The 15,847-nt window shown below is 41.5% G+C and carries 15 protein-coding genes; 7 read left to right on the top strand and 8 right to left on the bottom strand.

Annotation, left to right across the window (positions count from 1 at the left end):
- Positions 1–67: 67 nt before the first annotated feature.
- Entirely contained in the window at positions 68–1,402 is a 1,335-nt protein-coding gene (locus IAE20_RS13785; RefSeq protein ID WP_200482554.1) for an alpha/beta fold hydrolase, read from the bottom strand.
- A 342-nt stretch (positions 1,403–1,744) separates the two neighbouring features.
- Between IAE20_RS13785 and IAE20_RS13780 the strand changes: the two genes are divergently transcribed.
- The 4 genes from IAE20_RS13780 (at position 1,745) to pta (ending at position 7,226) form a co-directional block, all read left to right on the top strand.
- The gene (locus tag IAE20_RS13780; RefSeq protein WP_200482555.1) at positions 1,745–3,010 is read left to right on the top strand and encodes a glutamate-5-semialdehyde dehydrogenase; all 1,266 of its coding nucleotides are present in this window, start codon (positions 1,745–1,747) and stop codon (positions 3,008–3,010) included.
- A gap of 111 nt (positions 3,011–3,121) precedes the next feature.
- A complete protein-coding gene (locus IAE20_RS13775; protein WP_200460621.1) occupies positions 3,122–3,529 on the top strand; it encodes a hypothetical protein in 408 nt (135 codons plus the stop codon).
- A gap of 277 nt (positions 3,530–3,806) precedes the next feature.
- The gene (locus tag IAE20_RS13770) at positions 3,807–5,006 is read left to right on the top strand and encodes an acetate/propionate family kinase (RefSeq protein ID WP_200482556.1); all 1,200 of its coding nucleotides are present in this window, start codon (positions 3,807–3,809) and stop codon (positions 5,004–5,006) included.
- Positions 5,007–5,087: 81 nt separating this feature from the next.
- Entirely contained in the window at positions 5,088–7,226 is a 2,139-nt protein-coding gene (pta, locus tag IAE20_RS13765) for a phosphate acetyltransferase (RefSeq protein ID WP_200482557.1), read from the top strand.
- A gap of 64 nt (positions 7,227–7,290) precedes the next feature.
- Here the strand turns inward: pta and IAE20_RS13760 are convergent, their stop codons facing one another.
- The 3 genes from IAE20_RS13760 to IAE20_RS13750 all read right to left on the bottom strand — a co-directional run bounded on the left by IAE20_RS13760 (position 7,291) and on the right by IAE20_RS13750 (position 9,011).
- Positions 7,291–7,674 (bottom strand): hypothetical protein, encoded by a 384-nt coding sequence (locus tag IAE20_RS13760; protein ID WP_200482558.1) that lies wholly within the window; start codon positions 7,672–7,674, stop codon positions 7,291–7,293.
- Between the two features lie 11 nt (positions 7,675–7,685).
- Positions 7,686–8,306 carry a M17 family peptidase N-terminal domain-containing protein gene (locus IAE20_RS13755; RefSeq protein WP_200482559.1) on the bottom strand — a complete coding sequence of 207 codons (621 nt, stop codon included), beginning with the start codon at positions 8,304–8,306 and terminating at the stop codon, positions 7,686–7,688.
- Between the two features lie 90 nt (positions 8,307–8,396).
- The gene (locus tag IAE20_RS13750; RefSeq protein WP_200482560.1) at positions 8,397–9,011 is read right to left on the bottom strand and encodes a class I SAM-dependent methyltransferase; all 615 of its coding nucleotides are present in this window, start codon (positions 9,009–9,011) and stop codon (positions 8,397–8,399) included.
- 158 nt (positions 9,012–9,169) lie between these two features.
- Here IAE20_RS13750 and IAE20_RS13745 point away from each other — a divergent pair, with 158 nt between their 5' ends.
- Positions 9,170–10,696, top strand: a complete 1,527-nt coding sequence (locus IAE20_RS13745; protein WP_200482561.1) for a fumarate hydratase — start codon at positions 9,170–9,172, stop codon at positions 10,694–10,696.
- Between the two features lie 88 nt (positions 10,697–10,784).
- On the opposite strand, the gene IAE20_RS13740 is transcribed toward IAE20_RS13745, so the two are convergent.
- From IAE20_RS13740 to IAE20_RS13730, 3 genes are read right to left on the bottom strand one after another with little or no spacing between them, the layout of a single operon-like run.
- The gene (locus IAE20_RS13740; protein ID WP_200460628.1) at positions 10,785–12,239 is read right to left on the bottom strand and encodes an NAD(P)(+) transhydrogenase (Re/Si-specific) subunit beta; all 1,455 of its coding nucleotides are present in this window, start codon (positions 12,237–12,239) and stop codon (positions 10,785–10,787) included.
- 12 nt (positions 12,240–12,251) lie between these two features.
- Positions 12,252–12,566, bottom strand: coding sequence for a proton-translocating transhydrogenase family protein (locus IAE20_RS13735; protein WP_200460629.1), 315 nt, complete (start codon positions 12,564–12,566; stop codon positions 12,252–12,254).
- An 11-nt stretch (positions 12,567–12,577) separates the two neighbouring features.
- The gene (locus tag IAE20_RS13730; protein WP_200482562.1) at positions 12,578–13,705 is read right to left on the bottom strand and encodes a Re/Si-specific NAD(P)(+) transhydrogenase subunit alpha; all 1,128 of its coding nucleotides are present in this window, start codon (positions 13,703–13,705) and stop codon (positions 12,578–12,580) included.
- Positions 13,706–13,944: 239 nt separating this feature from the next.
- Here IAE20_RS13730 and IAE20_RS13725 point away from each other — a divergent pair, with 239 nt between their 5' ends.
- A complete protein-coding gene (locus IAE20_RS13725; protein WP_200460631.1) occupies positions 13,945–14,871 on the top strand; it encodes a DMT family transporter in 927 nt (308 codons plus the stop codon).
- Here IAE20_RS13725 and soxR read toward each other — a convergent pair.
- A complete protein-coding gene (soxR, locus tag IAE20_RS13720; protein WP_200482563.1) occupies positions 14,868–15,353 on the bottom strand; it encodes a redox-sensitive transcriptional activator SoxR in 486 nt (161 codons plus the stop codon). The two genes, IAE20_RS13725 and soxR, sit on opposite strands and share 4 nt — an antisense overlap.
- A 73-nt stretch (positions 15,354–15,426) precedes the next feature.
- Between soxR and IAE20_RS13715 the strand changes: the two genes are divergently transcribed.
- Positions 15,427–15,843 (top strand): RidA family protein, encoded by a 417-nt coding sequence (locus tag IAE20_RS13715; protein ID WP_200482564.1) that lies wholly within the window; start codon positions 15,427–15,429, stop codon positions 15,841–15,843.
- Positions 15,844–15,847 lie beyond the last annotated feature (4 nt).

Raw genomic sequence — 15,847 nt, 5'->3', positions numbered from 1 at the left:
AAAAACGCTGTTTTTTATCCCCAAAATAACGCGGCAAGATATGGCTTCTTAGATACCCCTATTCGCGTTACACCACCTCAGCGTACTGAAGTTGATGTTCTTTTTGCCGCGCAACATAGCGCAGCAAACGATCAGCGACAGCAAAACTGCCATGCTTAAAGATCGCTCTCACTCCTGATGTATCAACCTGAAAAATCAGACATTCGATACTAAATACACCCTCTTCATCTTCTAAATGTAAAGCCAAGTCTCGTGGATAACCTTCAACACGTTGGGCTTCACTTGGCTGATCAAGTTGTAGTAATACCCCAAAGAAGCTTAAGTCGCTAATTGTCACATTAAACTGTTCTGACAAGTAACGATGCGTCAGTTGAGTATGTGGCTGCATAACCTCTATACGCTCTTCTCCACGACGATCCATATTTTTTATTTGTTCACGTGTCATTGGAATAATCCCATCCAAAGCGTGAATGGACTCACCATTTAAATACGTTGCAAACAAGTGCATGGTTTCTTTACGGCGTTGCAGTTGGGGTACGTGGTCGGCATTGGCAATCAACGCGAACTGCATATCAGGACATTGCAAAGCAAAATTGGCATTTTCAAAAGGCAAAGTAAAACTATCGTACTGACCTGCAGCCACTAAAGTTTTGCATTGTGGAATTGGTACATCTTTTAAACGCAATAGACGATTACAATTGATCTCATAACGCAAACGTTCAGTTTTGGTAAATTCAGCCATTTGGCGGAAAAACAAACGTCTGGCTGTCGGTGACATACGGGTTTTATCCATTTTGGCATGATTCACCAAATATAAAATCACCGCTTGACCAAATTCCTCCATCCGATCTTCTTGCATCAACTTAAGTGACTCTTCCAGAATCATACGCCAGCTTTTACGCGTCTTTTGCATGACTCCCATCAGCACCATACGATCAACCAGTTCAGGTCGCTGATGAGCAAATGAAGAGGCGACAACTGAGCCAAGTGACATTCCCATCATAGAGACTTTGGAAATCCCCACAATATCCAGCCACTCACCCAACATTCTAGATAAGTCTGACAGCTCAAGTGTTCCCGCAGAAACAGCCGTATCACGATTAGTGATTTGTTGATTAGCTCCCATCGAAGGTAAATCAATTAAAATGACGGGCCCACAAGCAAAAAGTTGCTCTACACAGTATTTATAAGAATTAAAATTTTGAAAAGCACCACCCACAATCACAATGGGCGTTTGATGAATTGTGCGTACATCAGCCATGGCCATGTACTCAACTTTCCATCCATCAATCCACGTTTCGCGAGCAGATTGTTTAAAAATATCTTTATGATAAAGATCAAAGAAACCAAAAGGTGAACCTGCTTGGTGAAGATCCGCGTCCATCTGGATAATGGAATTCATTTCCTGCCTCCTGCCTGCGTTGTTTTTTATCTATGCAAGCTCCGTTCCATGCGACACAACGGCTATGTATCCTTACTCAATATTTTTGTATAACGTCAATAGCCTTATTGTTTCATTCTATACAGATGTGACTTTTTTAAGCAACCCGTTTCATAACCGCTCATCTAGTTTCGTGATTTTTTCAAGTTTCAAAATATGAATGAGCACAGTAAACATGTCACATTTTTTTATAAAATAATTAATTTGCTCAAAGTTCCAGCCTGATGATGACTATACCAATCTAGCCATAGCCTGTTACTATGCATAATACTCTCATAGATTTTTAAACGATCAAAGACTGCTATGCACGATTCAATTGAACAATATATGCAAACAGTGGGTCAACATGCGCGTCAGGCTTCACGTCTGCTTGCCAGTGCATCAACCCTAGTCAAAAACAATGCGCTTTCCGCCATTTTTACAGCACTTGAAGATCGTCAACCGCAAATTTTAGCGGCCAATGTGATCGACATGCAAAAAGCGCATGAAAACAACTTGGATTGTGCCCTACTTGATCGTTTAGAACTTACCCCCGCGCGCTTTAAAGGTATGTTACAAGGCTTAAAAGATGTAATTGCCCTCAAGGATCCTATTGGTGAAATTACCGATATGTCTTACCGCCCAACTGGTATTCAACTTGGTAAAATGCGAGTTCCTTTGGGTGTGGTCGGAATGATTTATGAATCACGTCCCAATGTGACACTTGAAGCAGCATCTCTGGCACTGAAATCTGGTAATGCTATTATTTTACGTGGTGGCTCAGAAGCGCTTGAATCAAATAAGGCAATTGCAGAAGCAATTCAACATGGGCTAAAAAAAGCAGGCTTATCTGAACATGCGGTTCAAGTGATTGCAACATCTGATCGTGCCGCAGTTGGTCAATTAATTACCATGACTGAATATGTGGATGTGATTATTCCACGGGGTGGCAAAGGCTTGATTGAACGGATTACCCATGAAGCACGTATTCCTGTAATCAAACATCTTGACGGAAATTGTCACGTTTTTGTTGAAGCAGAAGCAGATTTACATAAAGCACTGCCAATTGCTCTAAATGCTAAAACTCACCGTTATGGTGTTTGTAACGCGATGGAAACGCTATTGGTCGATGAAAACATTGCCGAGGAATTTTTACCACGCATTGCAGAACTCTATGCAGAAAAACATGTGGAGCTGCGTGGCTGCGCAGAGACACGCCGTATACTCGGTGAAAATGTGAAAGTAGCGACAGAAGAAGACTGGTATACGGAATATTTAGCCCCCATTCTTGCCATTAAAGTGGTTTCAGGGATTGATGAAGCGATTGAACACATCAATAAATATGGGTCACACCATACAGATGCGATTATTACTGAAAATTATTCTCTAGTTCGTAAATTTCTGGCAGAAGTGGACTCCAGCTCAGTCATGATCAATGCATCTACCCGTTTTGCCGATGGTTTTGAATATGGTCTGGGTGCAGAAATTGGTATCTCCACCGATAAAATCCATGCACGTGGCCCTGTGGGCTTAGAAGGCTTAACTTCTCAAAAATGGATCGTATTTGGTGACGGGCAAATCCGCCAATAAATCACTAAATGCTAAGATATGCTGAGGGTTTTGTAGCAAAAGCGGCAAAACCCTTTTATTTGAATATGTATAATAAAACTCTAATAGTAAAAACAACAAACAGGTAAATTTATGTTTTTTTATCTCATTATTTCCACATTTGTTCTGGCAATCATCGTGTCTTTATTGGTGATGAAAATTTTTTCCAATTCTATTAACAGTATATTGGCCCGAATTATTCATGATCCCATTTATACCGCTTGGGCACGTTATACCAAATTTGCTGGAATGGTAGTGGGCGTATCTTCGGGTATCCGAATTTATGATATGGAAAAATATATTACGCCACTGACATATACTGGCAAAGATGAAAAGAATATTGTACTGCCATTAACCCATGAACGCTGGTTTCTGGAAATTTATCGTACCATCATTGAAACCCTACAAGGTCTGGCATGGATGATGCTGGTTTTTTTCATGGTCTCTTTGATTGCCTATGTGATCGTACGCTGGTCAGAAATGAAATATCAAATTAAATAAATTGCAACACACCCACGCTATAAAAGCAAAATGCTTCACGCTATATTGAGTTTGGAAAAAATAAAATTAGGTTGGAAATTCGTTGGTTTTAACTCATGAATGCTAACGATAAATTAAGTATTGTTCGATAGTGCTTAAGTCTAATCGGCTAAAGTCTAGCTTGGACAGAAAAACGACGCATGTTACAACATGTCACATTGATGATCAGACTGATAAAATCGGCCCTGAAAATCAATGTATTAGGGAATACAATTTACAATACTTTGGGTACAACACCGTGTCTACATCCGTTTTAGTTATTAACTGTGGTTCTTCCTCTATCAAATATGCCTTGGTTTCAGATCGCCGTGAAAATCGTATTTACGGTTTGGCTGAAAATCTGGGTACAGCAGAAGCTCGCATTAAAGGTATTACGGTGGGTGGTGAACCACTTGAACTGTTTATTCCCTATGCAGACCATGAAAAAGCATTGGAAACACTTCTGGCACGTTTAGCCAACTATAAGCCGCAGGCCATTGGACATCGCGTAGTACATGGCGGCACATTAACTAAAGCTGAATTACTTACTCCAGAAATTATTGAGCGTATTGTCTCAGCAACACCACTGGCACCTTTGCATAATCCTGCACATTTAATTGGGATTGATGCCACCATACGCTTGTTCCCTGAATTACCACAAGTGGCTGTATTCGATACTGCATTTCACCAAACAATGCCAGAACATGCTTATCGCTATGCGTTACCAAAGTTCTTTTATACCGAACACAATATACGCCGTTATGGTTTTCATGGCACCAGCCATGCTTATGTCTCAGACCGTGCAAGTGAACTGGCGGGTCAGTTTCAACAAGGGGGTTGGTTAACAGCACATTTAGGTAATGGTAGCTCGACCTGTGCTGTATGGAATGGTGAAAGTATCGACACCTCAATGGGATTAACCCCACTTGAAGGTATCGTCATGGGAACCCGTAGCGGTGATGTAGACCCTAGTATCCACAGTTTTATCGCCAATAACTTAGGTTGGGATATCGACAAGATTGATAAAATGCTGAATAAAGAAAGTGGCTTACTAGGTCTGTCTGACAATCTTTCCAATGATATGCGCACACTGATTGAAGCATCTGAAAATGGCAATGAAGACGCAGCACTTGCAATCGAAGTATTTAGCTACCGTTTAGCGAAGTCTCTGGCTGGATTAAGCTGTGGTTTGCCTCAAATTCATGGCCTGATTTTTACAGGGGGCATTGGTGAAAATTCGGCTTACATCCGTGAAAAAACCATGGCGTACTTGCCTCACTTTGGTTTCAGCCTTGATAAAGATCAAAACAATACACTTCAACGCGGTACTGAAGGTCGTATTGATGCGGGCCAAGGTCCACAAATCTGGGTAATTCCTACAGATGAAGAAGGTCGTATTGCCAAAGAAACTGAACAAGTGGTGCAGCAGGCAAAAAAGCTTGATGCCGTTATTGGCTAATCTAGGATTTATTGAGATTGAGTTAATTCTCGAAAAAAACTGAACAATTGTTAAAAATATAATTTTTTATTTAAGGTCATTATGAATACAATTTTAATGATTCCAACAGCTGAGGGCGTCGGTTTAACCTCAGCCTGTCTTGGCATGGTTTATGCATTAGATTGCAATGGAATTAAAGCGGGATTCTTAAAACCATTTTCTCAGGAAAATCCAAATCAGGTTGACCGTACCACTTCGCTTTTTCATCATCTATTTCAACGCAATACAGTTCAATCCATTTCACATGAAAAGTTACTGCAATACATCTCCGCAGGTGAAATGGATGACTTACTTGAAGAAGCAGTCAGCTTGCATCGTACCATTGCAGCACAGCAGGATGTGATTATTGTTGAAGGATTATTGCCCAACGGACAAGATCATTTTGCCAGTGAACTTAATGCATCTCTTGCACAGGCACTTGATGCCAAAGTGATTTTGGTCAGCACCGCAGACATTCAAAACCCACGTAAAACCGCTGAAAAGGTTGAAGCACATTTGCGTCAGTTTGGTGGCGTAAGTTCAAATCGGACCGCTGGCGTACTATTCATGCGTACTCGTGGCTTGCCTGAAGAAACAGCACAAATTCCTCTCACCATTGATCCCACATTGCGCTTAAGTGCTGAAATTGAAAAATTTAGTCTTGAACTACAAAAGTTTAATCGTCATTTAGGTACTAAAGAATTACCAATTATTGGTATGGTTCCTTTTAGTAATACCTTAAGTGTACCACGTACACTAGATATTTCTTCTGTCATAGATGGTGAATGGGTTCATTTAGGTGAGGCCAAACAGCGACGTATTTTACATTCCAGTTTAATTGCATCTAGTATCGAATACGAGCTTAATAAATTTGTGGCGGGCGAATTAATTATCAGTGCCTCAGAGAGAACTGATGTTTTACTTGCCAGTAGTTTGGCAACCAGTAATGGTATTCCACTAGCGGGTTTGGTGCTTACTGAACGCTCAGCTCCACAAACGCAAATTCTGGATTTTTGCCAACATGCCATCAAACGTGGCTTGCCTATTTTACACACCCAACTCAATACACTGGAAACAGCACAACGTCTGGCTGATTTTGGTAATGAAATTCCTGTAGATGATACCGAACGCGCAGAACAGGTCACGCGTTTCGTCTCTAGTCACATTGACACCGAATGGCTCAAAGTGCAAGTGAACGGAAATGTTCGTCCGCGCTTATCGCCTTCTGCCTTTCGTCATGAATTGGTACAAAAATCAGTTGCTGCTAAAAAGCGCATTGTCTTACCTGAAGGCGATGAACCACGTACTGTACAAGCGGCGGCTATTTGTCAGTCACGTGGACTTGCACATTGTATTCTCTTAGCCAAACCAGATGCTGTAATGGATGTCGCTAAAGCACGTGGAATTGAACTTCCTGATGACCTAGAAATTATTGATCCAGATACCATCCGCGATCAATATGTCGCCCCTATGGTGGAATTGCGTAAAGGTAAACTCAATGAGTTACAAGCCAAAGAACAACTTCAGGACACGGTTGTTTTAGGCACCATGATGTTGGCATTGGATCAAGTCGATGGTTTGGTTTCAGGTGCAATTCACACGACTGCCAATACCGTACGCCCAGCATTTCAGTTAATTAAAACGGCGCCTGAATATTCACTGGTTTCCTCTATTTTCTTTATGTTGTTACCTGATGAAGTTTATGTGTATGGAGATTGTGCGATTAACCCAGATCCAGATGCACAGCAACTGGCTGAAATTGCGATTCAATCAGCTGATTCTGCCAAAGCTTTTGGTATCGAACCACGTATTGCAATGATCAGTTACTCAACTGGCACATCAGGCACAGGCGCAGATGTTGAAAAAGTAGCCGAAGCAACTCAAATCGCCAAACAGCGTCGTCCAGATTTATTGATTGATGGACCATTGCAATATGATGCGGCATCAGTCGAAAGTGTTGGCCGCCAAAAGGCACCAGACTCACCCGTCGCGGGTCGGGCCAATGTATTTATTTTCCCGGATTTAAATACAGGCAATACCACTTATAAAGCAGTTCAACGTTCGGCAAATGTGGTCAGTGTTGGTCCTATGTTACAAGGCCTAAACAAACCAGTGAATGATTTGTCACGTGGTGCATTGGTCGATGATATTGTGTTTACAATTGCACTTACTGCAATTCAGGCAGAACAACAAAGCCATTAATATTGCTAAAATTAAAATCAACCCTTTAAGTTAACGCTTAGAGGGTTGATTTAAGCATAGAGACTTAAGGCTCAAGATGTAAATCACCTTGGGCAGTAACAGAAGCGGTAAATCGGCGTTGTTTTTTTGCATCCAGCATCACCATTCCAGACGTTCCAACATTATTTAAAAATACATAGCATGAAGAACCTTGCTCATGATCAAATTTCAAATGAGCGCCTTTAGAATCCATCTCAAGTTTTACATTAAGTAATTGGTCTGAAATAGGAAGTAGTTGAATAGAGGGATAACCCTCTTCACCAAGTGTTACTTGTATTGATACTTCACCACGTTCATTTAAAAACCCGATAGACGGAACATTACTTTTTACCGTCAATTGAATTCGGGTTTGATCATTTTCGTCAACAATCGCTAACTCTCGTAACTTTAATGTTTGGGTTATAGTCATAAATCACCTTTTTATTTTTCATGATTCAAAATGAGCTGTTGAAATGCCTGAATATAATGTTCAGCTTTTTCATCAAATTGATGATCTCCAGCGTCAAAAATCCAGTTTTGTATAGTCGCTTTTTTTACCAATCCCAGTTGTTCCATTTGTATATATGCATGATGGGCTTGAATCACCGCTTGCAATAAATGTCCGCCCAAATCCCCTTCAGGTTTCAATCCTGTATCCAGTAAACTCGGTGCAAAGGCCACACGACTTACGCCGAGTGAATTTCCTACTTTATAGGCAATTTGTACGGCTTTGACAGTATGTTCAAGTGTCCATTCTTCGGGATCACCCATGCCTATGAGCAATACTTGAGGTGCATAAATAGAAGTCTGCGATTGATTTAATAAAAGATGATCAAAACGAGTTGCATCAAATAGATTCTTGTCACGAATGGTATGGATATTTCCATCAAGGGCGTGATCCAAATCAGCTAGACCGCCTTGCATGGTCATACCATTTATTTCATGATGAAATAGGCAACCACAAGATAAATCTACTTCTGCTGTTACCCCATCCCAAGTGACAATTTCAATCTTTAATTTTTTATACGTCCCAATCGTTTTCCGCTTAATATCTTGAGTCACATTCTTTCTTCTTGACTAATCTTTGTGTCAATTTACTCGTTTTTTAAAACCGCTTTGTTGAGATCACGCCATAGTTTTGTATAGCTTCAATTAAGGTCGCATTTTCTGTGAGAGCCATATTGTATGGCCTGTACATTCAAAGTCTTCGACGATCATTTTCACCACCTCAAATCCATATTGTTTCAACAATGCTTGATATTCTGCAACATCTAAACTGGCATGGTACAAGGGTTCACCAAACATCTCTCCAATCGCTTCACCGTGACTCGGCCCGCTAGTGAACATTAATGCTGTCCCAGACTTGGAATGTACTGAAAATCTTGTAAACATGTGATGTTGATCTTCTGGAGTTAGATGAAAAAAACTATCCCACGCCAAAATACCATCAAACTTTTGCTCGGAATCAAAATAACGAATATCTGCATTGATCCATGTCTGTTCAGGAAAGCTTTGCTGCGCCATTTCTAGCATGACCTCTGAACGGTCCACTCCAGTCACTTGGCAACTATTTTCTATAAGATATGCAGCAATGGGTTTACCAGAACCGCAGCCTAAATCCAACACTGCTGCAGACACGGGCAATAACTCCAAAAAACGATCCAGCCAGACTTTTTCATAGAGGTATTCGCCCCGAAGCTGAGTCCAGTCACGCCCATATTTTTGATAAATCTGGATAATATTTTGAGCCAAATGTGACTGATTCATTTATTTTCCTTATATTCCCAATGTTATTAAAGGCTTGATAGATCTATTTTAAATAGCTTAGACCTTCGACCAAAATCTCAGCAAAACCGCCCACAGCAAGTCCATTTTGTCATATAATCTCTGCCGCTAGCTAACTGCCCGCTCAAGAGATTTTTGATATGACCACTATTATCAAACAAGATGACTTGATCACTTCGGTCAAGGATGCCCTTCAATTCATTTCTTACTATCACCCGCAAGACTTTATTCAAGCGATGAGTCGCGCTTATGATCGTGAAGAAAACCAAGCTGCTAAAGATGCAATTGCACAAATTTTGATTAACTCACGTATGTGTGCAGAAGGTCATCGCCCGATCTGTCAGGATACAGGGATCGTCAACGTTTTCCTTGAAGTGGGATTAGACGTTAAATTTGATTTAAGCATGAACTTAGATGATGCCATTAACGAAGGTGTTCGTCAGGGTTATTTAGAAAACTCAAACGTACTACGCGCTTCTGTTTTAGCCGATCCTGCGTTTGGTCGTAAAAACACCAAAGACAACACGCCTGCTGTCATTCACTATAAACTTGTTCCGGGTAATAAAGTTGATATTACAGTGGCAGCCAAAGGTGGCGGCTCTGAAAATAAATCAAAACTAGCCATGTTAAACCCATCTGACTCAATTGTTGACTGGGTACTTAAAACAGTTCCAACAATGGGTGCAGGCTGGTGTCCACCAGGCATGCTCGGTATTGGTATCGGTGGTACTGCCGAGAAAGCCATGATGCTTGCAAAAGAGGCATTGATGGAAGAAATCAACATGGACGAATTACTCCGTCGTGGCCCTCAAAGCAAGATGGAAGAACTTCGTATAGAGATCTTTGAAAAAGTCAACGCGCTCGGAATTGGCGCGCAAGGTCTAGGTGGTTTAACCACGGTATTGGATATTAAAATCAAGGATTATCCTTGTCATGCAGCAGGCAAACCTGTGGGCATGATTCCAAACTGTGCCGCAACTCGTCATGCACATTTCCAGCTTGACGGTTCTGGTGTTGCTCATATTCAAGCCCCAAAACTTGAAGATTATCCTGCTGTGACTTGGGATGCATCTAAATCTAAACGCGTAAATTTAGATACGATTACTCAAGAAGAAATGAATTCATGGCAACCTGGCGATACTCTATTGCTCAGTGGCACCATGTATACAGGTCGTGATGCGGCGCACAAACGTATGGTGGATATGATCGACAATGGTGAAGAATTACCTGTTGATCTTAAAGGTAAATTTATCTATTACGTTGGACCAGTTGATCCAGTGGGGGATGAAGTGGTTGGTCCTGCAGGCCCAACAACAGCAACACGTATGGACAAATTTACACGTAAGGTGCTTGAACATACAGGCTTATTTGGCATGATTGGTAAAGCGGATCGTGGCCCAACTGCTATTGAAGCGATTAAACATAACAAAGCAACGTATCTCATGGCAGTAGGTGGTGCAGCTTATCTTGTTTCTAAAGCGGTTCGTGAAGCTGAGGTCGTTGCATTTGCAGATTTGGGAATGGAAGCGATTTATAAATTTGTAGTCGAAGATATGCCTGTTTCAGTCGCTGTCGATGTAAATGGTACTTCGATTCATGCGATTGCTCCAAAAATCTGGCAAGCCAAAATTGGAAAAATTCCAGTAACGGACGCTGCGGCAGTCTAAAAAGTAAGATAAGAAAAGCACCTTTCGGGGTGCTTTTTTATACCTATAAAAAAACCACCCGAAGGCGGTTCTTTTAAATCAAGATAAATCAGTGACCACTACCATTAATGGCTTTGGTCATATCTTCCACAACTTTTTTGGCATCACCAAATACCATCATGGTTTTTTCATTATAGAACAAGTCATTATCCAAACCTGCATAACCAGTTGCCATAGAACGCTTGATCACCATAATCGTGCGTGCTTTATGGGCTTCCAAGATTGGCATACCGTAAATTGGAGAACTTGGGTCATCTTTTGCCGCAGGGTTCACTACGTCATTCGCACCGATAACTAAAACCACGTCAGTCGCCGGGAAATCAGAGTTAATTTCATCCATTTCCAGAATATCTTCATAAGCAACGTCAGCTTCTGCCAAGAGTACGTTCATGTGACCCGGCATACGACCAGCAACGGGGTGAATCGCAAAACGGACTTTTACGCCTTGTTCTTTTAGGATTTCACACAATTCTTTCACGGCATTTTGCGCACGGCCTTGAGCCATACCATAACCAGGTACAATCACCACACTGTCTGCATTTGACATCAGGAAGCCTGCGTCATCCGCCGAACCTGAACGGTAGTTCCGCTGAACTTGCTCACCTTTAGCCGCACTCGCAACAGCAGTGCCACCCATCGCCCCACCAAATAAAACATTGATGATGTTACGGTTCATGGCTTTACACATAATGTAAGACAGAATTGCACCGGATGAACCTACCAATGAACCTGCAACAATCAACATGTTATTTTCAAGAGTAAAACCAATACCGGCAGCAGCCCATCCTGAGAATGAGTTAAGCAATGAAACCACAACTGGCATATCGCCACCGCCAACAGGTGCAATCCACACCCAGCCGAAAGCAAGCGCAAGAATAGTCATCGCCCAGAATGCAGTCATGTTGCCAGTCGAGAAGAAGTAGAAACCACAAGCCAACATCGCAAGGAAGATGATTGCCTGAACCGGTTTAACCCATGCGCCGGATATAGTTTTTGCCCATTTTTTTGCGGCTAATTTACCGTAAGCAAAAACAGATGCTGTAAAGGTAATCGCACCTACAAAGCAACCTACAAACAATTCAAATAAATGCACTGGACTCATATGTGCATGTTGAACACCCGCAGCAGTCAAAGCCGTTTCGTTTTGTTCAAATAGCACATTCAATTGGTTATTGTGCAAAATCGCAGCAATCGCAATCAATACCGCAGCCAAACCAACCAAAGAGTGCATCAAAGCAACTGTTTCAGGCATTTGAGTCATAGGTACGGTACGTGCACGTACAATTCCGACAATCGCTCCCAGCACCATTGCACCCACGATCATCCAAACCACAGGATGATCTGCAACAAAGAAGGTAGTTAAAACTGCAATCGCCATACCAATCATGCCATAACGGTTACCCGAAATAGCAGTTTTAGGGCCAGATAAGCCACGAAGCGTCATAATAAACAGGACAGCACCAACGAGGTAGAACCACTCTGCATTCGCTCGAATAAATTCCATGTTTCAGTCCCCTTATTTCTTTTGCTTTGGCTTAAACATTTCCAGCATGCGCGCAGTCACTGCGAAACCACCAAAAATATTAATACTGGCCAAGAACACTGCAATCGTGCCAAGTACACTCACGACATTAATTGTTTGAAAATCCACATTACCTTCGACCCCGATCATTGGCAGACCTACGGTCTGAATCATCGCACCTACAATAATGATCGAAGATAATGCATTGGTTACTGCCATTAATGGCGTATGCAATGCAGGCGTAACGCCCCAAACCACGTAATAACCTACGAAGATGGCAAGGACGAAAATTGTAATCGTTTCAACCATGAGAGATCTCCTTAACCACGTTTGAGCAGTACTTGACCGCCATGAGTGACCAACAGGGCTTTTTGAATTTCTTCTTCTGGATTAACTGAGAAATTCTTATCGGCATCAAATAATGTCTCAACAAAATTAAAGACATTACGCGCATAAAGGGCAGAAGCTTCTGTCGAAAGTGTCGATGGGATATTTGGAACCCCCAAAATTTTCACGCCATTTTCAGTGAATACCGTTTCACCTACTTTAGAGCCTTCAACATTTCCGCCAGTTTCAACTGCCATATCCAGAATGACTGAACCTGGTTTCATTTTGGCAACTGTTTCAGCTTTAATTAGACGTGGTGCATCACGACCAGGCAATAAAGCAGTGGTAATCACGATATCCGCATTGGATACAGCTTTATCAACAATGGCAGCTTGATCCTTGATGTATTGTTCGCCCGGCATCCAGCCATAACCATTTTTAGCGGCTTCATCAGCACGAGCTTGTTCTTCTGGTGACATTGGGACGTCTAACCATTTACCGCCCAAAGACTCAACCTGATCTTTTGCAGTCGGACGCAAATCCGTAGCTTCCACTACAGCACCCAGGCGTTTCGCAGTTGCAATCGCTTGAAGCCCAGCAACGCCTACGCCCATAATCACAACACGTGCTGGCTTTACTGTACCTGCCGCGGTCATTAGCATAGGGAACATACGTTGATATTCAGCCGCTGCTAACAATACAGACTTATACCCCGCCAAGTTAGCCTGAGAGGATAAAACATCCATATTTTGTGCGCGTGACAAGGTTCGTGGTAATAGCTCTAACGCAAATGCAGACACGTTTTGACTCGCAAACTTATCCAGATCTGGATTACGATATGGGTCAAACATTGCCACAACAGTTGTATTGGCTGATAGTTTTTGAATTTCCTCACCTTGTGGTGCGCGAACTTTCAAAAGCAATTGGCTGCCCTGATAGGCATCATCCTTGATGGTCGCACCAACCTGTTCATAGGCACTGTCGATATAGGCAGCTTTTACCCCTGCTCCACGTTCAATGACTACGCTGTGGCCAGCGCTAATCAACTTTTTTACTGTCTCAGGTGTCGCGGCGACACGATTTTCACCCGCGACCGTTTCAGTTGGGATTCCGATCTGCATGAGCGTTCCTCAAGCTAAGTTCCTTAAGTGTAAACATCGTTGTAAACGACGTTTCCCCCAGAGTGTGTTCTTGTTGAATTTTTGGATTTTAAGCAAACTTTTAGAAAATGCTACCCATTATTTATTTAATAAATACCTATATTTTGAACTAATGATTCACGTTTAATTTTTACCAATATATAATTCATCGGTTTTGCCTTAAATTTGAGGCAAACGATGCCCTCCAACATGGCTTTTTAATGAAACGTTTTCTATCTGCAACACAGGTCGGTTCTTTATTTGCACTCTGTGCCGCATTTCTGTTTAGTACCAAAGCAATCTTTATTAAACAAACGTATGCACTCTCACCATTGGTCGATGCAACTGTCCTAATGGCATTACGTATGGGAAGCGCGTTACCATTTTTCCTTATCATTTGCTGGTTGAATCGGCATCATAATCAGGGTATCAGCAAGAAAAATTGGCTGGTTTTAGTTTTAGCTGGGCTATTAGGCTACTACTTTGCCAGTTGGCTAGATTTTAAAGGGTTGATGTATATCAGCGCGTCCTTAGAGCGGATTATTTTATTTTTATATCCCACTCTCACCGTTCTCGCTTCAAGTTTGATTTATCGTCAAAAAATAAATGCAAAAAGTTGGTTTGCCATTTTTTTGAGTTATGGAGGGACGGTTTTGGTGATGTTACAAGAGTACAATATTGCACCAATTCAGGGCGGTTTTTGGCTTGGCGTCAGTCTGGTTTTTGCCAGTGCTGTAGCATTTGCTGCATATTTATTAATGACACCTCCATTAATTCAAAAATTTGGTTCGTGGAATTTCACTGGTCTTGCCCTTAGCGTTGCCTGTGCTGGAACGTTACTGCATTTTTTTATAGAAACGGCGCAACCATTCCAACTCTTACAACAATTACCACTCAATGTATGGTGGTATGGATTGGGACTTGGATTCTTTGTCACTGTTTTACCCACTGTATTATTAATGCAGAGTATTCAACGTTTGGGCGCCTCTCAATCTGCCATGATTGCTTCAATTGGACCTATCCTGACGATTTTATTGGCAGTTGCATTTTTAGGTGAACACTTAAACACATGGCAATGGTTAGGTTGTATCCTGAATATTATTGGGGTACTCATGATTAGCTTAAGCAAAAATAGACTTAAACATTAAATTTCTGTTTGATCAAACTGCTCTAATGCGAGCAAAATGGGCTGAAAATGGGCGCCTGAAGATTGTTCGGCAAGATAATCATCGGGATTACGCAGCGGACATTGTTGCATCGAAAGGCAACCACAACCAATACACCAATCCAATTGTTGCCTTAATTGCAACAATGTCAATATTTTGTCATCAAGCTGTGCTTTCCAGAGCTTAGACATATTTTGCCAATCTTGTTTAGAAGCAATTTGATCCTGAGGTAGTACAGCAAACGCTTGTTTAATTTCTTCTAAACGCATTCCAACAACTTGTGCAATTTTAATAATCGCGACACGTCTTAGCATTGCTCTCAAATAACGTCGCTGATTACCATTGGTTCGGATACTCCAAATCAATTGCTTTTCTTCATAAAAACGTAAAGTTGCAACGCTAACACCACTACGTGTTGCCAGCTCCCCAATACTAATCAGCTGCTTAATATGATTTTTTTGCATTACACTCTTGACCTCAAGTTAACTTGAGCTTTGATACTAGCATAATGTTTATTTTGTATTGAGAATATCCTGAATGTCACAGCAAACATCGCATCTAAACATTATAAATCCTGAAAAATTGTATAATCCCCAGCCATTTGGATATAGTCATGTGGTTGAAGTGCAACATTTTCGACGTATCATACATCTTGCAGGTCAGGGTGGTGAAAACCTTCAAGGCAATTTATCAAAAGATTTTTCAAGACAAGTCTTGCAGGCATTTTATAATTTAAAAATAGCATTAGACAGTGTAGATGCCACGCTTCAAAATATTGCTATGTTACGTGTCCTTATCGTTCATCATGATGAAGATAAACACCATATTTTGGTTCAGACCATGCGACAACTTTGGCCTGACCAAAAATTTCCAGCTTGCACACTCATCCCGGTTTCACGGCTTGCAATACCCAATATGCTTTTTGAAGTTGAAGCAACAGCCTATCTAAATTAATAAG

Source organism: Acinetobacter sp. S54 (genome assembly GCF_016624945.1).
Lineage (GTDB): Bacteria > Pseudomonadota > Gammaproteobacteria > Pseudomonadales > Moraxellaceae > Acinetobacter.
Note: the sequence above shows the minus strand (reverse complement) of the source record. Positions and strands in the feature narration are given on the sequence as shown.